The organism is Kitasatospora sp. NPDC042419 (genome assembly GCF_056437345.1).
The window spans coordinates 244,514-264,719 of record NZ_JBWKAW010000007.1 but is presented as its reverse complement, the minus strand read 5'-3'; the positions used below and the strand labels follow the sequence as shown (position 1 = coordinate 264,719).

Sequence of the window (20,206 nt, the reverse complement as noted above, 5' to 3'; positions counted from 1 at the left end):
CGACACCGTCACCACCGACACCGTCACGGCCCCCCGCCGGTGCGCTGCTACGCCGTCCGCCGCAGCAGCGCCAGGTACATCGCGTCCGTCCCGTGCAGGTGCGGCCACAGCTGGACGTCCGGCCCCTCCCCCAGGGCCGGCACGCCCGGCAGCAGAGGCCGCGCGTCGATCCACTCGACCCGGCCGCCCTCGGCCCGCAGCACGTCGTCCACGACGGCCCTGGTCTCGGCGAGGTGCGGCGAGCAGGTGGCGTAGCCGACCACGCCGCCCACCCGCACGGCGTCGATCGCCGAGCCGAGCAGCTCGCGCTGGAGCGGCCCGAAGGCGGCGACGTCCTGCGGGCGGCGGCGCCAGCGGGCCTCCGGCCGCCGGCGCAGCGCGCCCAGCCCGGAGCAGGGCACGTCGACGAGCACCCGGTCGAAGCCGCCGGACTTCCAGGCCGGCCGGGTGCCGTCGGCGGCGATGACGGTGTACGGGCCGGGGTTGCCGGCGAGTGCCCGGGCGACCAGCCGGGCCCGGTGCGGCTGCTTCTCGCTGGCCACCAGCGCGGCTCCGCGCTCGGCGGCGAGCGCGGCGAGCAGCGCGGCCTTGCCGCCGGGGCCGGCGCAACCGTCCAGCCAGAGCCGGTCGGGGCCGTCCAGCGGGGCGGCGGCGAGGGCGAGGGCGACCAGCTGGCTGCCCTCGTCCTGGACGCCGGCCCGGTTCTCCTGGACCGCCGCCAGCGCGCCCGGGTCGCCGCCCTCGGCGAGCCGGAGCGCGAACGGCGACCAGCGGCCGGGCTCGGCCTCGGGCAGCACCTCGGCGAGCTCGCCGACGGTGGCCCGGCCGGGGCGGGCCACCAGGGTGACCTCGGGGCGCTCGTTGTCGGCGCGCAGCAGTTCCTCCACCGCGGCGCGTCCGGAGGCGTCCGGCTGCCAGCGGCCGAGCGAGTCCCAGAGCGCGGCGACCACCCAGCGCGGGTGGGAGTGGACGACGGCGAGGTGGTCCTCGGCGTCCTTGTCGTACGGCGGTGCGACCAGGCCGATCCACTCGTCGAGGTCGTGGGCGCTGATCCGGCGCAGCACGGCGTTGACGAACTTGGCCTTCCCGTCGCCGAGCACCACCCGGGCCAGCTCGACGGTGGCGGAGACGGCGGCGTGGCTGGGGATGCGGGTGGTGAGCAGCTGGTGGGCGCCGAGCGAGAGCACGTCGAGGACCGGCGGGTCGACCTTGCTCAGCGGCCGGTCGATGCAGGCGGCGATGACCGCGTCGTAGGTGCCCTGGAGGCGCAGGGTGCCGTAGACCAGCTCGGTGGCGAGCGCCGCGTCGCGCCGGTCCATGCCCTTCTGCTCGGCCTCGCGGAGCAGCGAGGGCAGGATCAGGTTGGCGTAGGCGTCGCGCTCGTCGACGGCGCGCAGGGCGCGGAAGGCGACGATCCGGGCCGGGTCCTTCTTCGGCCGGCGGTGCGGGCGGGGGGCGCGCTGGGCGCCGCGGGTGCCGGGGGTGCTGCTGGGCGTGCTCATGGGATGTGCCTCGAAAGTGCTGCGGGGTTATCTCGGGATCTCCGGATCCCGGGATCTCTGGAACAGTAACGCGAAACCCGGGTCGCGGGCTCGCCGGCCGGATCAGCCCGCGCCGGGACCGTCGCCGGGCTGCCCGTCGGCCTTCCCGGCGGGCTCCCCCGCCGGCTCCCCGGCCGCCTCCTCGCCGAGCCGCTCGCCGGACTCGATCCGGGCGCCGCGCGCCCAGTCCGCCGCCCGCATCGCCTTCTTGCCCTGCGGTCGCACCTCGCCCAGCTCGACGTCGTGGCTGCCGGTGCCGACCCGGACGGAGTTCTTGCCGACCGCCAGCTCCCCGGGGGCCAGCTCGGCGGAGCCCGGCAGCAGCTTGATCGGGCCGGTGACCTTGAGCCGCTCGCCGCGGAACAGCGTCCAGGCGCCGGGGGCGGGGGCGCAGCCGCGGATCACGCGGTCGATCCGGAGCGCGGGGACGGTCCAGTCGATCCGGGCGTCCTCGACGCTGATCTTCGGCGCGAGCGTGACGCCCTCGGCGGGCTGCGGGACGGCGTGCAGGGCGCCGTCCTCGATGCCGTCCATGGTGGCGACGAGCAGGCGGGCCCCGGAGTGGGCGAGGCGGTCGAGCAGTTCGCCGCTGGTGTCGGTGGAGCGGATCTCCTCGGTGAGCACGCCGTAGACCGGGCCGGAGTCCAGGCCCTGCTCGATCAGGAAGGTGGACGCGCCGGTCACCTCGTCGCCGGCCATCACCGCGTGCTGGACGGGTGCGGCGCCGCGCCAGGCGGGGAGCAGCGAGAAGTGCAGGTTGACCCAGCCGTGCGCGGGGATCTCCAGGGTGCCGGGGCGCAGCAGGGCGCCGTAGGCGACGACCGGGCAGCAGTCGGGGGCGAGTTCGGTGAGGCGGGCGACGAAGTCGGGGTCGCTGGGCTTCGCCGGCTTGAGGACCTCGATCCCGGCCTCCTCGGCGCGCTGGGCGACGGGGCTGGCGACCAGCTTGCGGCCGCGACCGGAGACGGCGTCGGGGCGGGTGACCACCGCGACGACCTCGTGCCGGTCGGAGGCGAGCAGGGCGTCCAGGGCGGGAACGGCGACCTCGGGGGTGCCGGCGAACACGAGGCGCATCAAGTGCCTTTCTGCTGTGCTGAGGTGTACGGGCTGTACGGGGACGTGCAGGGCTGTACGGGGACGTGCAGGGCTGTGCGGGGACGTGCAGGGCTGTGCAGGGCTCTGCGGGGCCGGACCACGCCCACGGCCCGCGCGGTGCGGGTGCGGGTGCGGGCGGTGCCGGCTCCTCGGGGCGGGCCCCGGCGGGTCAGCGCGCCGCGCCGAAGGTGCTGTGCGGGGAGACCTTGACCACCGGGGCCGGGCCGCTGCCCCAGTCCGAGTCACGGATCGCCTTGAGCGCGGCCTTCCGCTGCTCGGTGTCGAGGCGGTCGATGAAGATGATGCCGTCGAGGTGGTCGGTCTCGTGCTGGATGCAGCGGGCGAGCAGCTGGGTGCCCTCGACGGTGACCGGCTCGCCGTACATGTCGAAGCCCTTGGCGACGACGCCGTACGAGCGCCGGGTGTCGTAGCGCAGGCCGGGCAGCGAGAGGCAGCCCTCGGGGCCCTCCTGCTCCTCCTCGCTCAGCGACAGGTCCGGGTTGATCAGGTGCCCGGTGACGCCGTCCACGTGGTAGGTGAACACCCGCAGGGAGATCCCCAGTTGGGGTGCGGCCAGGCCGGCGCCGGGGGCGTCGAGCATGGTGTCGGTGAGGTCCTTGACGAGGTTCCGGAGTTCCTTGTCGAAGGTGGTGACGGGCCGGGCGGTGGCGCGCAGGACGGGGTCTCCGAAGATGCGGATCGGCTGGATCGCCACGGATGCGGGCTCCTGTCCGTCGGGGTGCGGGTCGGGTACGGGTCGGGGTGCTGGCTGCTTGCTGCGGCCGTCGGAATCGGCCGCCGGTCAGTCTATGCAATCCGCCCGCACCGCTATCTGGCATATCCCGACTCACCTTGCCTGCGTGACCCCGGCGGCCGGTCCGGCGTTGGTCAAGTGGGATTGACCAACGCCGGAGCGCGCGGGAAGGGCGCTCCGGTCGAGCCGAACCGTACGGAAGGTGGCACGTAGGCCATGGCCGAGCAGATCAACCACGACGCCCGGGCGCGGGCGAGCCTGCACCTGCTGGTGCGGGACATCGAGCGGGTGAGGCGGCAGGTCGACGCGCTGCGGACGCTCACCGCCCAGTTGGGCAACGTCTACCGGCCCCGCCGGCCGAGCACCTCGGCGGGGTTCGTCGTCTACGGGCGCGCCCCCGCGCCGACCGTGCGCCTGGCGCAGGAGCTGCGGGAGAGCGTGGAGACGCTGGTGGCGGCGGCGGTCGAGTTCGACCGCGCGCTGGGCTTCTCCTGGGACTCGGTGGGCTCGGCGCTGGGGGTCACCAAGCAGGCGGTGCACCGGCGCTACGGGATGCGCCGGCCGACCAGCGAGCTGCTGGCGGCGGGCGGCACCGTGCCCAACCCGAGCCGGCCCGACCGCTCCGAGGAGCTGCCCGGGCACACGCCCGGCCACTCGCCCGGCCACACCCCCAGTCACACCCCCGGCCACACGCCGGCCCCCGCGCCCGCCCCGACCGGCCTCGCCGCCACCGTCCCGGCCGCCCGCCAGGGCGGGCTCGACCGCAGCAGCCTGGACCGGGCCGCGATGGAGCGCGGCGGCCTGGACCGCACCCCGATCGACCGCTCCACCCTCGACCGCACCCCGATCGACCGCTCCACCATCGACCGCACCGGCGTCCCCCTCCGCAGCTGACCCGCCCACCGGCCACCGGGTGGGGGGCGGCGGCTCACCCCGCCCCGCTCCTCACCCGATGTCCGTCGGATCGATCCGCACCTTCACCGCCTCCGGCGTCCGCAGCGCGATCCGCGCGATCTGCGCCGCCTTCAGCGCCGCCGCCAGCGCCGCGCCCTGCCCGGGCGCGACCCGCAGCAGCGCGCGCTCCTGCTCCTCCCCCCGCAGCGCCGGCACCGGCACCGGCCCGAGCACGTCCGCCCCCTCCGGCAGCCGGATCAGCCCCAGCAGGTCGGCGACCGCCGCCGGGCTGCCGGCCACCGAGGCCATCCGCGCGACCGGCGGGAAGTGCAGCTGCGCCCGTTCGTCCAGCTCCAGCCCGGCGTGCCCGAGCGGGTCCCAGCGCACCAGGGCCTGCACCGGCCGCGCGGTCGGCTCGGCGACGACGACCACCGTGCCGCCCTCGGTCGACGGCCGGACCAGTGCCGCGGCCGCCAGCCAGAGCCGCAGCGTCTCCTCCCCGGCCCGCAGGTCGGGGCGGCTGAGCAGCGCCCAGCCGTCCAGCAGCAGCGCGGCCGCGTACCCGCCGCCGCCCTCGACCACCGGTTCGGCGCCGGGGGTGGAGATCACCAGGGCGGGCTCGTCCGGCACCGTGGCCAGCACCGCGTCCCGCCCGGAGGTCCGCACCGGCACGCGCGGGAACGCCTTGCCGAGTTCCTCCGCCGTCCGCCGCGCGCCCACCACCGAGGCGCGCAGCCGGAACGAGCCGCACTCGGGGCAGTGCCAGTCACGTTCCTCCTCGCCGCACCAGCCGCAGTGCAGCGGGGCGTCGGCACCGGCGGCCTCCAGCGGGCCCTCGCAGCGCCGGCAGCGGGCGGGGGTGCGGCAGCGTCCGCAGGCCATCCGGGGCACGTAGCCGCGCCGGGGCACCTGGATCAGCACCGGTCCGCCGGCGGCCAGCCCCTCCCGGGCCGCCTCCCAGGCGACCGACGGCAGCCGGGCGGCCTGCGCGGCGGCGTCCCGGTGCTGGTCCTGGTCGGTGACGGTCCGCACCCGCGGGGCCACCTGCCGGACGGTCTCGCGGTCGGCGGCGAGCGGCCGGGCCCACCCGGTCCGCACCAGCTGCGCGCCCTCCACGGTGACGGCGTGCCCGCCGAGCAGCACACCGGCGCCCTCCTCGGCGGCCCGCAGCAGGGCCACCTCGCGGACGTGCGGGTGCGGTGCGCGCGGGTCGCTGTGGCTGGAGTCCCCGTCGGACCAGACGACGACCAGCCCGAGGTCGTGGACGGGCGCGAACATCGCGGCCCGGGTGCCGACGGCGGCGTGCACCGAGCCGCGGCCGACCGTGAGCCAGCGCCGGTAGCGCTCGCGCGGGCCGAGGTCGGCGGCGAGGGTGGCGTGCATGCCCTCGCCGAGCAGTTCGGTCAGTGCCCGGTCCACCCGGGCGACCGCCTTCCCGTCGGGGAGCACGACCAGCGCGCCGCGCCCCGAGGCCAGGGTGGCGGCGACGGCGCGGGCGATCTCGTAGGGCCAGCCGGGGCCGGGCAGCGCCGTCCAGACGGCGCGGGGCGAGCCGCCCTCGGCGAGGGCGGTGAGGAAGTCGGGCCCGGCGGGGTAGCGCGACCAGCCGCCGGGCGCGGGCGCGGCGGGGCGCGGACGCGGCGGCGGCGAGGGTTCGGCCTCGGCCTTGGCGTGCCGGGGCGGGACGGCCAGCTGGAGGACGTCGGCGAGGGTGCCGGCGTACCGGTCGGCGACGGTGCGGCAGAGCCGCAGCAGCTGCGGGGTGAGCACCGGCTCGGGCGAGAGGACCTGCGCGAGCGGGGCCAGCGGCCCGGGGAAGTCGCTCTTCTCCAGCCGGGCGACGATGAAGCCGTCGTGCAGTTCCCCGCCCTCGCGCTGCCCCTTGACCACGCGCGCCCCGAAACGCACCCGGACCCGGACGCCGGGCTGCGCCTCCTCGGCCATCGCGGCGGGCACCGCGTAGTCGAAGAACTTGTCGATGGTGAGCACGCCCTTGTCGACGACCACCCGGGCCACCGGCAGGTGCTCGGCCCGCTTGGCGCCGTGCCAGGTGCGCGGCTTGGCCCGGCGGACCGTCTCCCGGATGAACGCCAGCTGCTCCGGCGCCCCGCCCTCGTCACTCCCCTGCGTGTTGCTCATCGCCCCAAGTACTACCAGGTACCACCGACAGAAAACCGCAGGTGGTGACCGTCCGGCTCACCGGACGGCCACCACCTGCGGTCAGACGTCGAATGCTCCGGTCAGGCCTGGACGGCCTTCTTCAGCTGGTCGACCCGGTCGGTCCGCTCCCAGGTGAAGTCCGGCAGCTCACGGCCGAAGTGGCCGTAGGCGGCGGTCTGCGAGTAGATCGGCCGCAGCAGGTCCAGGTCGCGGATGATCGCGGCCGGGCGCAGGTCGAACACCTCGGTGACGGCCTTCTGGATGCTGAGGACCGGCACGGTCTCGGTGCCGAAGGTCTCCACGAAGAGGCCGACCGGCTCGGCCTTGCCGATCGCGTACGCGACCTGCACCTCGGCGCGGCGGGCGAGGCCGGCGGCGACGATGTTCTTCGCCACCCAGCGCATCGCGTACGCGGCCGAGCGGTCCACCTTGGACGGGTCCTTGCCGGAGAAGGCGCCGCCGCCGTGGCGGGCCATGCCGCCGTAGGTGTCGATGATGATCTTGCGGCCGGTCAGGCCGGCGTCGCCCATCGGGCCGCCGATCTCGAAGCGGCCGGTCGGGTTGACCAGCAGGCGGTAACCCTCGGTGACGAGCTTGATGCCCTGGTCGGCCAGCGCCTTCAGCTCCGGCTCCACGACGAACTCGCGGATGTCCGGGGTGAGCAGCGAGTCGAGGTCGATGTCGCTGGCGTGCTGGGTGGAGACGACCACGGTGTCGAGGCGGACGGCCTTGTCGCCGTCGTACTCGATGGTGACCTGGGTCTTGCCGTCGGGGCGCAGGTACGGGATGGTCCCGTTCTTGCGGACCTCGGTCAGCCGGCGGGAGAGCCGGTGCGCCAGGGTGATCGGCAGCGGCATGAGCTCGGGCGTCTCGTCGGACGCGTAGCCGAACATCAGGCCCTGGTCACCGGCGCCCTGCTTGTCCAGGGAGTCCTCGTCGCCCTCGACCCGGGCCTCGTACGCGGTGTCGACACCCTGCGCGATGTCGGGCGACTGCGCGCCGATGGACACCGACACGCCGCAGGAGGCGCCGTCGAAGCCCTTCTTCGAGCTGTCGTAACCGATCTCCAGGATCTTGTCCCGGACGAGCTGGGCGATCGGCGCGTACGCCTTCGTGGTCACCTCGCCGGCCACGTGCACCTGGCCGGTCGTGATGAGCGTCTCCACCGCGACCCGGGAGGTCGGGTCCTCGCGGAGGAGGGCGTCGAGGATGGTGTCGCTGATCTGGTCAGCGATCTTGTCGGGGTGTCCCTCGGTGACGGACTCCGAGGTGAACAGGCGGCGAGACACAGCGCTCCCTGGGGTTGCAGCGGCTGCTGACTGAAAGCCCGGTCGGACCGGGACTTCCGGAAAGACTTGATTCCTGGAGTGTAACGGGCGGCCTCCCGCAATCGTCACGCGATTCCGCAATTGGAGACCGCCCGCCCACCCTTCGAGATCACTCGGCGAGCAGATCGAGCCGTTCCGCGACCAGGCCCCAGACGACGTCCGCGAGCGCCTCCTTCGGACCCACCGGAACGGGCGTCTCACTGCCGTCCGAGCCCAGAACCACGGCCTCGTTGACGTCCTGGCCGAAGGCCTTGCCGTCCCCGACCTCGTTCACGACCAGCAGGTCGCAGCCCTTCCGGGCGAGCTTCGCGCGGCCGTTCGCGAGCACCTCGTCGGTCTCCGCCGCGAAACCCACGACCAGTTGACCCGAACGGGGACGGTGGGCCGAGAGCTCGGCCAGGACGTCGGGGTTGCGGACGAGCGCGACCGGCGCCGGCTCGACCCCCTCGACCTTCTTGATCTTGCCGGCGGCGTAGACCGCGGGCCGGAAGTCGGCCACCGCCGCGGCCATGACCACGGCGTCCGCGTCGGCCGCCGCCGCCAGCGCCGCCTCCCGGAGCTCCAGGGCGGTGGCCACCCGCACCACGTCCACCCCGGCCGGGTCGGGCAGCTCGGCATTGGCCGAGATCAAGGTCACACGGGCGCCGCGCGCGGCGGCGGTCGCGGCGAGCGCGTACCCCTGCTTGCCGGAGGAGCGGTTGCCCAGGTAGCGGACCGGGTCGAGCGGCTCACGGGTGCCGCCGGCCGAGACCACCACGTGTCGGCCGGCCAGGTCGGCCCGGACGCCGCCGTACCGCAGCACCGCCCGGCAGGCGTCGAAGATCGCCGACGGCTCGGGCAGCCGGCCCTTGCCGGTGTCCTTGCCGGTCAGCCGCCCGCTGGCGGGCTCCAGCACGATCACGCCCCGGCGGCGCAGCGTGGCGACGTTCTCCCGGGTGGCCGGGTGCTCCCACATCTCGGTGTGCATCGCGGGCGCCAGGACGACCGGGCAGCGCGCGGTGAGCAGGGTGTTGGTGAGCAGGTCGTCGGCGAGCCCGTGGGCGGCCTTGGCCATCAGGTCGGCGGTGGCGGGGGCGACCACGACCAGGTCCGCGCCCTGCCCGATCCGCACGTGCGGCACCTCGTGGACGCGGTCCCAGGTCTCGGTGGCGGCCGGGCGGCCGGAGAGCGCGGCCCAGGTGGCCTCGCCGACGAAGTGCAGCGCCGCCTCGGTGGGCACCACGGTGACCTGGTGGCCGGACTCGGTGAACCGGCGCAGCAGCTCGCACGCCTTGTACGCGGCGATGCCGCCGCTGACGCCGAGGACGACGCGCGGTGCGCCCGCCTGCTCCGTGCTGCCGCCCATGATCCCCATCTCTCCTCGCTCGGTGCGCCCACCCTACGACCCGCCGGTGATCACCCGCACTCACCCCGCACTGTGGCACCCCGCACACCCCTCACCCCGCCCGGGAACGCCGAGGGGCCGAGAGCACACCCAGCCCGGGTACGCCGCAGGGCCCGCCGGAGCGAACTCCGACGGGCCCTGCGGACGAAGGCGGTGCCTCAGGCGGCCTCGATCGCCTCGGCGGTCAGCATGCCGGCGTTGATCTCGCGCAGCGCGATCGACAGCGGCTTCTCGTGCACGTGGGTGTCGACCAGCGGGCCCACGTACTCCAGCAGGCCCTCACCGAGCTGGGAGTAGTACGCGTTGATCTGACGGGCACGCTTGGCCGCGTAGATCACCAGGCTGTACTTGGAGTCGGTGGCCTCAAGCAGCTCGTCGATCGGCGGGTTGATGATGCCCTCGGGCGCGGTCATGGAAGAGGACACGCGAAAACCTTCCGAAAGGGTGGAAAAGACAAAAGCTCAGCCTACACCGAGCAAGGCTAGCAGTTCGGTCGCCACCTGCTCGACGGAGGTGTTCACCAGGGTCGTGTCGAACTCCGGCTCGGCGGCCAGCTCGACCTTCGCCGCCTCCAGCCGCTTCTCGATCACGTCCTGCGGCTCGGTCCCCCGGCCGGTGAGCCGGCGGACCAGCTCGTCCCAGCTCGGCGGGGCCAGGAAGACCAGCTGCGCCTCGGGCATGGACTCGCGCACCTGGCGGGCGCCCTGCAGGTCGATCTCCAGCAGCACGGGCTCGCCGCGCTCCAGCTTCTCCAGAACCGCCGAACGCGGGGTGCCGTAGCGGTTCCCCGCGAACACGGCCCACTCCAGCAACTCGCCGTTGGCGATCAGCTTGTCGAACTCGTCGTTGTCGACGAAGTGGTACTGGACCCCGTTCTGCTCGCCCGGCCTCGGGTGGCGGGTCGTCGCCGACACCGAGAGCCAGACCTCGGGGTGCTGCTTCCTCATATGAGCGACGACCGTGCTCTTGCCGACCCCCGAGGGGCCGGAGAGCACGGTCAGCCGCGGACGCTCACTCATGCACCGATTATCCCGGATCGCGGGCGATCCCGGGACCACGGGGCACGGTCAGGCGGCACCGCCGCCGAACTCCCGCTCCAGGGAGGCGATCTGGTTGGTCCCGAGACCACGGACACGCCGGCTCTCGCTGATGCCGAGGCGCTCCATGATCTGCTTGGCCCGGACCTTGCCGACACCCGGAAGGGACTCCAGCAGAGCGGAGACCTTCATCTTGCCGATCACGTCGTTGTCGGCCTTGCCGGCCTTGATCACCTCGTGCAGGGAGGCGCCGGAGTGCTTGAGCCGGTTCTTCACCTCGGCGCGCTCCCGGCGAGCCTCGGCGGCCTTGGCGAGCGCGGCGGTGCGCTGTTCAGGGGTAAGGGGCGGAAGAGCCACGCCGTTCACCTCAGGTGTGGATGGAAGGGATTGAACTATGACTGGTTTGTTTCCCAGGACACCGGTCACAGGACGAACTCGCCGCCCCTGACCTGCGAGAGCAACGAGTTTCGCGGCTCTTCGATGACCTATCGCCGGACACTACCCGGATTGCGGCGCCACGTCAGGAAAAGAACACGAAAAGTCCTGGTCAGCCAAGGCCGACCAGGACTTTCCCGGGCAAAATGACCGCGATTGCGGACCTTTGACGCCCCCAGTGTGACGGCGCTCACGTCAACTGTCGTCGCCCGCCCGCCACCGCACTGCTCCGTCCGCTACTTGACCGCGTCCGCGTACTCCCGGACGAAACGGTCGGCCGCCGCCCGCAGCGCCTCGACCGAGGGGCCGTGCTTCAGCACGTCCCGGCTGACGCTCGGCACCACGTTGCGCACCGAGTCGCCGAAGACCCGCGGCAGGTCCGCCATGGTCGCGCCCTGGGCCCCGATCCCGGGGGCCAGCAGCGGGCCGTTGATCGCCAGGTCGACCCCGGCGTCGGCCAGCGTCGCGCCGACCACCGCGCCGAACGAGCCGAGCGGCTCGGCGCCGGCGTTCTCGGCGGCCAGCTGCCGCAGCACCGAGGCGGCCACCGGGAGGCCGTCCGCACCGACCGCGCGCTGGACCTCGGCGCCCTCCGGGTTGGAGGTGAGGGCCAGCGCGAAGACGCCCGCGCCGTTGGCGGTGGCGAGGTCCAGCGCCGGCCGCAGCGAGCCGAAGCCCAGGTAGGGGCTGACGGTGACGGCGTCCGAGAAGAGCGGGCTGCCGGGCGCCAGGAAGGCCTCCGCGTAGGCGGCCATGGTGGAGCCGATGTCGCCGCGCTTGGCGTCCATCAGGACCAGCGCGCCGGCCGCCCGGGCCTCCTCGACGGACTTCTCCAGGACGGCGACGCCCCGGGAGCCGAAGCGCTCGAAGAAGGCGGCCTGCGGCTTGAGCACGGCCACCCGGTCGGCCAGCGCCTCGACCACGGTGCGGCTGAAGGTCTCCAGGCCCGCGACGGAGTCCTCCAGACCCCAGGCGGCGAGCAGGGAGGCGTGCGGGTCGATGCCGACGCAGAGCTGGCCGCGGGTGTCGAGGGCGTGGCGCAGCCGGGCGCCGAAGGGGGCGAGGGTCATGACGTCCTTCCGGGGAGCGTGGGGGGTGTTCAGGCGGCCTTGGGCGCGTCGACCGCGCTGCCGACGGCGGCGGCCAGGTTGCGGAAGCCACCGGCCCGGACGCGGGCCGAGAGGCCCTTGTGGACGCGGCGGCACCAGAACGGGCCCTCGTAGATGAAGGCGCTGTAGCCCTGGACCAGGTCGGCGCCGTGGACGATCCGCTGCCAGGCGTCCTCGGCGGTCTCGATGCCGCCGACCGAGACCAGGACGAGCCGGCCCCCGGTGCGGGTGCGCAGCCGCTGGAGGACCTCCAGCGCGCGGTCCTTGAGGGGCGCGCCGGAGAGGCCGCCCATGCCGATCTCCTCGACCCGGGCGGCGGGGGTCCGCAGGCCCTCGCGGCCGATCGTGGTGTTGGTGGCGATGATGCCGTCCAGGCCCAGCTCCAGGGCGAGGTCGGCGACGGCGTCGACGTCCTCGTCGGCCAGGTCGGGGGCGATCTTGACGAGCAGCGGGACGCGGTGCGGGGTGGTCCGGTCGGCGGCCTCGCGGACGGCGCCGAGCAGCGGGCCGAGGTGCGAGACGGCCTGCAGGTTGCGCAGCCCGGGGGTGTTCGGCGAGCTGACGTTGACCACCAGGTAGTCCGCGTACCGGGCGAGGCGCTCGGTGGACTTGACGTAGTCGGCGATCGCGTCGGCCTCCTCGACGACCTTGGTCTTGCCGATGTTGACGCCGACGACCGGGGTCGAGGTGGTGTGCGGGCGGGTGGCGAGCCGGGCGGCGACGCGGGCCGAGCCCTGGTTGTTGAAGCCCATCCGGTTGATCAGGGCGCGGTCCTCGACCAGCCGGAAGAGCCGCGGCGTCGGGTTGCCGGGCTGGGCCTCGCCGGTGACGGTGCCGATCTCGACGTAGTCGAAGCCGAGCATCGACAGGCCGTCGATGCCGACGCCGTTCTTGTCGAAGCCGGCCGCGAGGCCGAACGGGCCGGGCAGGTCGAGGCCGAGCGCGCCCGTGTGCAGCGCGCGGTCGCGCGGGGCCAGCACCCGCCGGACCAGGATCCGCAGGCCGGGCACCGAGGAGGCCAGCCGGATCCAGAAGAAGGCGAGGTGGTGGGCCTTCTCCGGGTCCATCTTCTTGAAGACGAGGTCGAACAGCAGCTTGTACACAAAGTCCTCCCAGGGCATGGAAGTGGGGGGCACCCGGCGGTACTGGTGCCCCCCACTGCGGTGGTGCTACTTGGCGCGGCCGGCGTTGATCAGCTCGGCGTGCTCCTGGAGCGACATGACGCCGACCTCGTCGCGCAGCAGCCGGTCGATGCCCTGGACGGCGGCGCCCATGGCCTGCACGGTGGTCAGGCAGGGCACCGAGCGGGCGACGGCGGCGGTGCGGATCTCGTAGCCGTCGAGGCGGCCGCCGGTGCCGTACGGCGTGTTGATGATGAGGTCGACCTCACCGTCGTGGATCAGCTGGACGATGGTCCGCTCGCCGTTCGGGCCCTCGCCCTCGCTGTGCTTGCGCACCACGGTGGCGGGGATGCCGCCGCGCTGGAGCACCTCGGCGGTGCCGGCGGTGGCGAGCAGCTCGAAGCCCAGGCTGGCCAGCGCGCGGGCCGGGAAGACCAGGTTGCGCTTGTCCCGGTTGGCGACCGAGACGAAGACCTTGCCCTTGGTCGGCAGCGCGCCGTAGGCGCCGGTCTGGGACTTCGCGTAGGCGGTGCCGAAGACCTTGTCGATGCCCATGACCTCGCCGGTCGAGCGCATCTCCGGGCCGAGCACGGTGTCCACGCCGCGGCCGTGGACGTCGCGGAAGCGGCTCCACGGCATCACGGCCTCCTTGACCGCGATCGGCGCGTCGGCGGGCAGCGTGCCGCCGTCGCCGTCGGCCGGGAGCAGGCCCTCGGCGCGCAGCTCGGCGACGGTGGCGCCGAGCGAGATCCGGGCGGCGGCCTTGGCGAGCGGCACGGCCGTCGCCTTGGAGGTGAACGGCACGGTGCGGGAGGCGCGGGGGTTGGCCTCCAGCACGTAGAGGATGTCGCCGGAGAGGGCGAACTGGATGTTGATCAGGCCGCGGACGCCGACGCCGCGGGCGATCGCCTCGGTGGAGGCGCGCAGCCGCTTGATGTCGTAGCCGCCGAGGGTGATCGGGGGCAGGGCGCAGGCGGAGTCGCCGGAGTGGATGCCGGCCTCCTCGATGTGCTCCATGACGCCGCCGAGGTAGAGCTCGGTGCCGTCGTAGAGCGCGTCGACGTCGATCTCGACCGCGTCGTCGAGGAAGCGGTCGATCAGCACGGGGTGCTCGGAGATGAGGCCGGCGTGCCGCTCCAGGTAGGAGGCGAGGGAGACCTCGTCGTAGACGATCTCCATGCCGCGGCCGCCGAGCACGTAGGACGGGCGGGCGAGGACCGGGTAGCCGATCTCGTCGGCGATGGCCTTGGCCTCCTCGAAGGAGAAGGCGGTGCCGTGCTTGGGGGCGGGCAGGCCGGCGTCGCGCAGCACGCGGCCGAAGGCGCCGCGCTCCTCGGCGAGGTCGATCGCCTCGGGCTGGGTGCCGACGATCGGCACGCCGTTGTCCTTGAGCGCCTGGGCCAGGCCGAGCGGGGTCTGGCCGCCGAGCTGGACGATGACGCCGGCCAGCGGGCCCGCCTGCCGCTCGGCGTGGACGATCTCCAGCACGTCCTCCAGGGTGAGCGGCTCGAAGTAGAGCCGGTCGGAGGTGTCGTAGTCGGTGGAGACGGTCTCCGGGTTGCAGTTGACCATCACGGTCTCGTACCCGGCGTCGGACAGCGCGAAGGAGGCGTGGACGCAGGAGTAGTCGAACTCGATGCCCTGGCCGATGCGGTTCGGGCCGGAGCCGAGGATGATCACGGCGGGCTTGGTGCGCGGGGCGACCTCGCTCTCCTCGTCGTAGGACGAGTAGAAGTACGGGGTCTTGGCGGCGAACTCGGCGGCGCAGGTGTCCACGGTCTTGAAGACCGGGCGGATGCCGAGTGCGTGCCGGACCTCGCGGACGACGTCCGGGCGCAGGCCGCGGATCTCGCCGATCTGCTGGTCGGAGAAGCCGTGCCGCTTGGCGTGCCGGAGCAGCTCGGGGGTGAGCTCGGCGGCGTCGGTGAGCTCGGCGGCGATCTCGTCGAGCAGGAAGAGCTGGTCGACGAACCACGGGTCGATCTTGGTGGCGTCGAACACCTCCTCGGGGGTGGCGCCGGCCCGGATGGCCTCCATCACGGTGTTGATCCGGCCGTCGGTCGGCACGACCGCCTTGGCCAGCAGCTCGGCCTTGTCGCCGACCGGGCCGGTCCAGGTGAACTGGGAGCCCTTCTTCTCCAGCGAGCGGAGCGCCTTGTTGAGCGCCTCGGGGAAGTTGCGGCCGAGCGCCATCGCCTCGCCGACCGACTTCATGGTGGTGGTCAGCGTGGCGTCGGCGCTCGGGAACTTCTCGAACGCGAACCGCGGGACCTTCACCACGACGTAGTCGAGGGTCGGCTCGAAGGAGGCCGGGGTCTCCTCGGTGATGTCGTTGGGGATCTCGTCGAGCGTGTAGCCGACGGCCAGCTTGGCGGCGATCTTGGCGATCGGGAAGCCGGTGGCCTTGGAGGCCAGCGCCGAGGAGCGCGAGACGCGCGGGTTCATCTCGATGACGATGACCCGGCCGTCGTCGGGGTTGACGGCGAACTGGATGTTGCAGCCGCCGGTGTCGACGCCGACCTCGCGGATGACGGCGATGCCGATGTCGCGCAGGATCTGGTACTCGCGGTCGGTGAGCGTCATCGCCGGCGCGACGGTGATCGAGTCGCCGGTGTGCACGCCCATCGGGTCGAAGTTCTCGATGGAGCAGACGACCACGACGTTGTCGCTCTTGTCGCGCATGAGCTCCAGCTCGTACTCCTTCCAGCCGAGGATGGACTCCTCCAGGAGCACCTCGGTGGTCGGCGAGAGGGTCAGGCCCTGGCCGGCGATGCGGCGCAGCTCGTCCTCGTCGTGGGCGAAGCCGGAGCCGGCGCCGCCCATGGTGAAGGAGGGGCGGACGACGACCGGGTAGCCGCCGAGGGTGTCGACGCCCGCGATCACCTCGTCCATGGTGTGGCAGATGACGGAGCGGGCGGACTCGCCGTGGCCGATCTTGGCGTTGACGGCCTCGACGACGCCCTTGAAGAGCTCGCGGTCCTCGCCCTTGTTGATCGCCTCGACGTCGGCGCCGATCAGCTCGACGCCGTACTTCTCCAGGGTGCCGGCCTTGTGCAGGGCGATCGCGGTGTTGAGCGCGGTCTGGCCGCCCAGGGTCGGCAGCAGCGCGTCGGGGCGCTCCTTGGCGATGATCTTCTCGACGAACTCCGGGGTGATCGGCTCGACGTAGGTGGCGTCGGCGATCTCCGGGTCGGTCATGATCGTGGCGGGGTTGGAGTTGACCAGCACGACCCGCAGGCCCTCGGCCCGCAGGACGCGGCAGGCCTGCGTGCCGGAGTAGTCGAACTCCGCCGCCTGGCCGATCACGATCGGGCCGGAGCCGATCACCAGGACGGACTTGATGTCACTGCGCTTAGGCACGCTGGCCCTCCATGAGCTTCACGAAGCGGTCGAACAGGTAGGCGGCGTCGTGCGGACCCGCGGCCGCTTCGGGGTGGTACTGCACGCTGAAGGCGGGGACGTCGAGCGCCTGGAGGCCCTCGACCACGTCGTCGTTGAGGCAGACGTGGGAGACCTCGACGCGCCCGAACGGGGTGTCGCTCACCTTGTCCAGCGGTGCGTTCACGGCGAAGCCGTGGTTGTGCGCGGTCACCTCGACCTTGCCGGTGGTGCGGTCCTGCACCGGCTGGTTGATGCCGCGGTGGCCGTACTTGAGCTTGTACGTGCCGAAGCCCAGCGCGCGGCCGAGGATCTGGTTGCCGAAGCAGATCCCGAAGAACGGGGTCTTCCGCTCCAGCACGCCCTGCGCCACGGCGACCTGGTGGTCGGCGGTGGCCGGGTCGCCCGGGCCGTTGGAGAAGAACACGCCGTCGGGGTTGACGGCGTAGACGTCCTCGATGGTGGAGTTCGCCGGCAGCACGTGCACCTCGATGCCGCGCTCGGCCATCCGCTGCGGGGTCATCGCCTTGATGCCGAGGTCCAGCGCGGCGACGGTGAAGCGCTTCTCACCGATCGCGGGCACCACGTACGCCTCGGTGGTGGCGACCTCGGCGCACAGGTCGGCGCCCTTCATCTCGGGCGAGGCCTGCACCCGGGCGAGCAGCGCGGCCTGGTCGGCCAGCGCCTCGCCGGAGAAGATCCCGCAGCGCATCGCGCCGCGCTCGCGCAGGTGGCGGGTGAGCGCCCGGGTGTCGATGCCGCTGATGCCGACGACGCCCTGCTTGGCGAGCTCCTCGTCGAGCGGGCGGCGCGAGCGCCAGTTGGAGGCGACCCGGGCGGGGTCGCGGACGACGTACCCGGCGACCCAGATCCGTCCGGACTCGTCGTCCTCGTCGTTCCAGCCGGTGTTGCCGATCTGCGGGGCGGTCATCACGACCACCTGGCGGTGGTACGACGGGTCGGTGAGGGTCTCCTGGTAGCCGGACATGCCGGTGTTGAAGACCGCCTCGCCGAAGGTCTCGCCGGTGGCGCCGTAGGCCTCGCCGCGGAAGGTCCGGCCGTCCTCCAGGACGAGCACGGCGGGGGTGCGCTCCCGCCGTTGGCGCTGCGTGGTGGGGGCAGGTGCGGTCATTGCGCGGCCTCTTCCGTCTTCGTGGTCGTACGTGTTGCAAGTCGAGCGATCGCCTCGACCCAGGCGGCGTGCTCGTCGGGGTGGTCGGCCCGGAAGCCGGAGTCCAGCTCCGTTCCCTCGTGCGTCCAGGTGACGACGAGGAGTCCGGACGGGACGACCTTGCCGGCTATCCCGGAGTCCGTGCGGGCACCGGTGAGGTGCTCGGCGGGGATCCAGAAGTCGACGTCGCCGGGTCGCTGCACCAGCAGGCCGTTCTCGCCGAGGGTCAGGTCGGCGCGGCTGCGGGTGCCCAGGCCGTGCGCGACGACCCGGTCGAGCCAGTTCCCGGCGGTGGTGGTGCCGTGGTACCGGCCGCTGGTCTCCAGGATGGTCCGGCCGGCGCGCTCCGGCACCGCGGGCAGCGGCGGGATCCCGGACTGGAGGGTGCGGCGCCAGTTCCAGCCCTGCCGCATCAGCCAGTAGACCAGGCCGATCACCAGCAGCAGGCCGACCGCCCAGCCGATGTAGCCGGGCCAGTTGGTGACCCTGGCCTGCTCCTGGGCGAGCAGTGCGGAGGTCACGCGAGCCCGCCCTGCTCGACGAGCTCGCCGGCCAGCACGGTCGCGGTGCCGCGCAGGAAGGTGGCGTGCACCCGTCCGGGCAGGTCGAGGCCCCGGTAGGGGGTGTTCCGGGAGCGGGTGGCGAAGCTGTCGGGGTTCACGGCACCACGGTACGCGGGATCGAACAGCACCAGGTTGGCCGGCTCACCCACCGAGATCGGCCGGCCGTGCCCGGCGAGGCGGCCGATCCGGGCCGGGCGGTGGGACATCCGGTCCGCGACGCCCTCCCAGTTCAGCAGGCCGGTCTCGACCATGGTCTGCTGGACGACCGAGAGCGCGGTCTCCAGGCCGACCATGCCCATCGCGGCCACGGCCCACTCGCAGTCCTTGTCCTCGGCAGGGTGCGGCGCGTGGTCGGTGGCGACGGCGTCGATGGTGCCGTCGGCGAGCGCCTTGCGCAGCGCCTGGACGTCCTCGGCGGTGCGCAGCGGCGGGTTGACCTTGTACACCGGGTCGTAGGAGCGGACCAGCTCGTCGGTGAGCAGCAGGTGGTGCGGGGTGACCTCGGCGGTGACGTCCCAGCCCTTGGCCTTGGCCCAGCGGATGATCTCGACCGAGCCGGCGGTGGAGACGTGGCAGACGTGCAGCCGGGAGCCGACGTGGGCGGCGAGCAGCACGTCGCGGGCGATGATCGCCTCCTCGGCGACGGCGGGCCAGCCGCCGAGGCCGAGCTCTCCGGAGACCTGGCCCTCGTTCATCTGGGCGCCCTCGGTGAGGCGCGGCTCCTGGGCGTGCTGGGCGACGACGCCGTCGAAGGCCTTCACGTACTCCAGGGCGCGGCGCATGATCACCGCGTCGTCGACGCACTTGCCGTCGTCGGAGAAGACCCGGACGCCGGCCGCGGAGTCGTGCATGGCGCCGAGCTCGGCGAGCTTCTTGCCCTCCAGGCCGACGGTGACGGCGCCGACGGGCTGCACGTCGCAGTAGCCGGACTCCTGGCCGAGCCGCCAGACCTGCTCGACCACGCCGGCGGTGTCGGCCACCGGGAAGGTGTTGGCCATGGCGTGGACGGCGGTGAAGCCGCCCTTGGCGGCGGCCTGGGTGCCGGTGAGGACGGTCTCGGCGTCCTCGCGGCCGGGCTCGCGCAGGTGGGTGTGCAGGTCGACCAGGCCGGGCAGGACGATCAGCCCGCGGGCGTCGATCTCGATGTCGGCCTCGATGTCCAGGCCGGTGCCGATCGCCTGGACGGTGCCGTCGGCGATGTGGAGGTCCTGCGGGGCACCGCCGAGGATCTGGGCGTTGCGGATCAGGTAGGTGGTCACTGAGCAGTCTCCACGGAGTCGGTGCGGGGGGCGTCGTTGAGGGTGGCTCCGCCGAGCAGCAGGTAGAGCACGGCCATCCGGATGGAGACGCCGTTGGCGACCTGCTCGACGACGGTGCAGCGCGGCGAGTCGGCGACCTCGGCGGTGATCTCCATGCCGCGGACCATCGGGCCGGGGTGCATGACGATGGCGTGCTCGGGCAGCTGCGCCATCCGGGTGCCGTCCAGGCCGTAGCGGCGGCTGTACTCGCGCTCGGTCGGGAAGAAGGCGGCGTTCATCCGCTCGCGCTGCACCCGGAGCATCATCACCGCGTCCGACTTGGGCAGCACGCGCTCCAGGTCGTAGCTGACCTCGCAGGGCCAGTTCTCGATGCCGATCGGCAGCAGCGTCGGCGGGGCGACGAAGGTGACGTGGGCGCCGAGCGTGGTCAGCAGGTGGACGTTGGAGCGGGCGACGCGGCTGTGCAGGATGTCGCCGACGATGGTCACCCGGCGGCCCGCGAGGTCGTGGCCGAGGCCCGGGTTGAGGTGGCGGCGCATGGTGAACGCGTCGAGCAGCGCCTGGGTGGGGTGCTCGTGGGTGCCGTCGCCGGCGTTGATGACGCTGCCGTGCAGCCAGTCGGACTGGGCGAGGCGGGCCGGCGCGCCGGAGGCGTGGTGGCGGATGACGACCGCGTCGGCACCCATGGCCTGCAGGGTGAGCGCGGTGTCCTTGAGGCTCTCGCCCTTGGAGACGGAGGAGCCCTTGGCGGAGAAGTTGATGACGTCGGCGGAGAGCCGCTTCTCGGCGGCCTCGAACGAGGTCTTGGTGCGGGTCGAGTCCTCGAAGAAGAGGTTGACGACCGTCCGGCCGCGGAGCGTGGGCAGCTTCTTGACGGCCCGCCCGGAGAGCTGGGCGAGCTCCTCGGCGGTGTCCAGGATGAGCAGCGCGTCGTCGCGGGTGAGATCGGCGGCGGAGACGAGGTGGCGCTTCACGCG

At 73.2% G+C, this 20,206-nt stretch carries 17 protein-coding genes; 1 reads left to right on the top strand and 16 read right to left on the bottom strand.

What is annotated here, in order from left to right; all coding sequences use genetic code 11:
• Positions 1-47 precede the first annotated feature (47 nt).
• From AC067J_RS17215 to def, 3 genes are all read right to left on the bottom strand, one after another.
• The gene (locus AC067J_RS17215; RefSeq protein WP_478299935.1) at positions 48-1,502 is read right to left on the bottom strand and encodes an RsmB/NOP family class I SAM-dependent RNA methyltransferase; all 1,455 of its coding nucleotides are present in this window, start codon (positions 1,500-1,502) and stop codon (positions 48-50) included.
• A gap of 102 nt (positions 1,503-1,604) precedes the next feature.
• The gene (fmt, locus tag AC067J_RS17210; RefSeq protein ID WP_478299933.1) at positions 1,605-2,615 is read right to left on the bottom strand and encodes a methionyl-tRNA formyltransferase; all 1,011 of its coding nucleotides are present in this window, start codon (positions 2,613-2,615) and stop codon (positions 1,605-1,607) included.
• A 190-nt stretch (positions 2,616-2,805) separates the two neighbouring features.
• On the bottom strand, positions 2,806-3,351 hold the full coding sequence (gene def / locus AC067J_RS17205; protein ID WP_478299931.1) for a peptide deformylase: 546 nt from the start codon (positions 3,349-3,351) through the stop codon (positions 2,806-2,808).
• Positions 3,352-3,606: 255 nt separating this feature from the next.
• Here def and AC067J_RS17200 point away from each other — a divergent pair, with 255 nt between their 5' ends.
• Positions 3,607-4,284 carry a hypothetical protein gene (locus tag AC067J_RS17200; RefSeq protein WP_478299929.1) on the top strand — a complete coding sequence of 226 codons (678 nt, stop codon included), beginning with the start codon at positions 3,607-3,609 and terminating at the stop codon, positions 4,282-4,284.
• A 51-nt stretch (positions 4,285-4,335) separates the two neighbouring features.
• On the opposite strand, the gene AC067J_RS17195 is transcribed toward AC067J_RS17200, so the two are convergent.
• From AC067J_RS17195 to AC067J_RS17135, 13 genes are all read right to left on the bottom strand, one after another.
• Positions 4,336-6,423 (bottom strand): primosomal protein N', encoded by a 2,088-nt coding sequence (locus tag AC067J_RS17195; protein ID WP_478299927.1) that lies wholly within the window; start codon positions 6,421-6,423, stop codon positions 4,336-4,338.
• A gap of 101 nt (positions 6,424-6,524) precedes the next feature.
• The gene (gene metK, locus AC067J_RS17190) at positions 6,525-7,733 is read right to left on the bottom strand and encodes a methionine adenosyltransferase (RefSeq protein ID WP_478299925.1); all 1,209 of its coding nucleotides are present in this window, start codon (positions 7,731-7,733) and stop codon (positions 6,525-6,527) included.
• Between the two features lie 148 nt (positions 7,734-7,881).
• The gene (gene coaBC / locus AC067J_RS17185; protein WP_478299923.1) at positions 7,882-9,117 is read right to left on the bottom strand and encodes a bifunctional phosphopantothenoylcysteine decarboxylase/phosphopantothenate--cysteine ligase CoaBC; all 1,236 of its coding nucleotides are present in this window, start codon (positions 9,115-9,117) and stop codon (positions 7,882-7,884) included.
• Between the two features lie 197 nt (positions 9,118-9,314).
• Positions 9,315-9,581: a DNA-directed RNA polymerase subunit omega gene (gene rpoZ / locus AC067J_RS17180; RefSeq protein WP_030240625.1), complete on the bottom strand. Its 267-nt coding sequence runs from the start codon at positions 9,579-9,581 to the stop codon at positions 9,315-9,317.
• 36 nt (positions 9,582-9,617) lie between these two features.
• Positions 9,618-10,175, bottom strand: coding sequence for a guanylate kinase (gene gmk, locus AC067J_RS17175; protein ID WP_360187214.1), 558 nt, complete (start codon positions 10,173-10,175; stop codon positions 9,618-9,620).
• A 48-nt stretch (positions 10,176-10,223) separates the two neighbouring features.
• A complete protein-coding gene (mihF, locus tag AC067J_RS17170) occupies positions 10,224-10,550 on the bottom strand; it encodes an integration host factor, actinobacterial type (protein ID WP_030056187.1) in 327 nt (108 codons plus the stop codon).
• A 314-nt stretch (positions 10,551-10,864) separates the two neighbouring features.
• Positions 10,865-11,698 (bottom strand): orotidine-5'-phosphate decarboxylase, encoded by an 834-nt coding sequence (gene pyrF / locus AC067J_RS17165; protein WP_478299922.1) that lies wholly within the window; start codon positions 11,696-11,698, stop codon positions 10,865-10,867.
• 29 nt (positions 11,699-11,727) lie between these two features.
• The gene (locus AC067J_RS17160) at positions 11,728-12,840 is read right to left on the bottom strand and encodes a quinone-dependent dihydroorotate dehydrogenase (RefSeq protein ID WP_478299920.1); all 1,113 of its coding nucleotides are present in this window, start codon (positions 12,838-12,840) and stop codon (positions 11,728-11,730) included.
• Between the two features lie 66 nt (positions 12,841-12,906).
• A complete protein-coding gene (carB, locus tag AC067J_RS17155) occupies positions 12,907-16,218 on the bottom strand; it encodes a carbamoyl-phosphate synthase large subunit (RefSeq protein WP_478299918.1) in 3,312 nt (1,103 codons plus the stop codon).
• Positions 16,211-17,368, bottom strand: a complete 1,158-nt coding sequence (gene carA / locus AC067J_RS17150; RefSeq protein WP_478299916.1) for a glutamine-hydrolyzing carbamoyl-phosphate synthase small subunit — start codon at positions 17,366-17,368, stop codon at positions 16,211-16,213. Before carA ends, carB begins: the two co-directional genes overlap by 8 nt.
• Positions 17,365-17,928, bottom strand: coding sequence for a PH-like domain-containing protein (locus AC067J_RS17145; RefSeq protein ID WP_478299914.1), 564 nt, complete (start codon positions 17,926-17,928; stop codon positions 17,365-17,367). The genes carA and AC067J_RS17145 overlap by 4 nt, the downstream gene beginning before the upstream one ends.
• Complete coding sequence (locus AC067J_RS17140; RefSeq protein ID WP_478299912.1) at positions 17,925-19,229, bottom strand: dihydroorotase; 1,305 nt, start codon at positions 19,227-19,229, stop codon at positions 17,925-17,927. Before AC067J_RS17140 ends, AC067J_RS17145 begins: the two co-directional genes overlap by 4 nt.
• On the bottom strand, positions 19,226-20,203 hold the full coding sequence (locus AC067J_RS17135) for an aspartate carbamoyltransferase catalytic subunit (RefSeq protein WP_478299911.1): 978 nt from the start codon (positions 20,201-20,203) through the stop codon (positions 19,226-19,228). The genes AC067J_RS17140 and AC067J_RS17135 overlap by 4 nt, the downstream gene beginning before the upstream one ends.
• Positions 20,204-20,206 lie beyond the last annotated feature (3 nt).

What these genes read in the sequence shown, in the direction of transcription:
- AC067J_RS17215 (WP_478299935.1), bottom strand. Translation starts at nt 1,502, where the DNA reads ATGAGCACGCCCAGCAGCACCCCCGGCACCCGCGGCGCCCAGCGCGCC.
- fmt (WP_478299933.1), bottom strand. Translation starts at nt 2,615, where the DNA reads ATGCGCCTCGTGTTCGCCGGCACCCCCGAGGTCGCCGTTCCCGCCCTG.
- AC067J_RS17200 (WP_478299929.1), top strand. Translation starts at nt 3,607, where the DNA reads ATGGCCGAGCAGATCAACCACGACGCCCGGGCGCGGGCGAGCCTGCAC.
- AC067J_RS17195 (WP_478299927.1), bottom strand. Translation starts at nt 6,423, where the DNA reads ATGAGCAACACGCAGGGGAGTGACGAGGGCGGGGCGCCGGAGCAGCTG.
- coaBC (WP_478299923.1), bottom strand. Translation starts at nt 9,117, where the DNA reads ATGGGCGGCAGCACGGAGCAGGCGGGCGCACCGCGCGTCGTCCTCGGC.
- gmk (WP_360187214.1), bottom strand. Translation starts at nt 10,175, where the DNA reads ATGAGTGAGCGTCCGCGGCTGACCGTGCTCTCCGGCCCCTCGGGGGTC.
- pyrF (WP_478299922.1), bottom strand. Translation starts at nt 11,698, where the DNA reads ATGACCCTCGCCCCCTTCGGCGCCCGGCTGCGCCACGCCCTCGACACC.
- carA (WP_478299916.1), bottom strand. Translation starts at nt 17,368, where the DNA reads ATGACCGCACCTGCCCCCACCACGCAGCGCCAACGGCGGGAGCGCACC.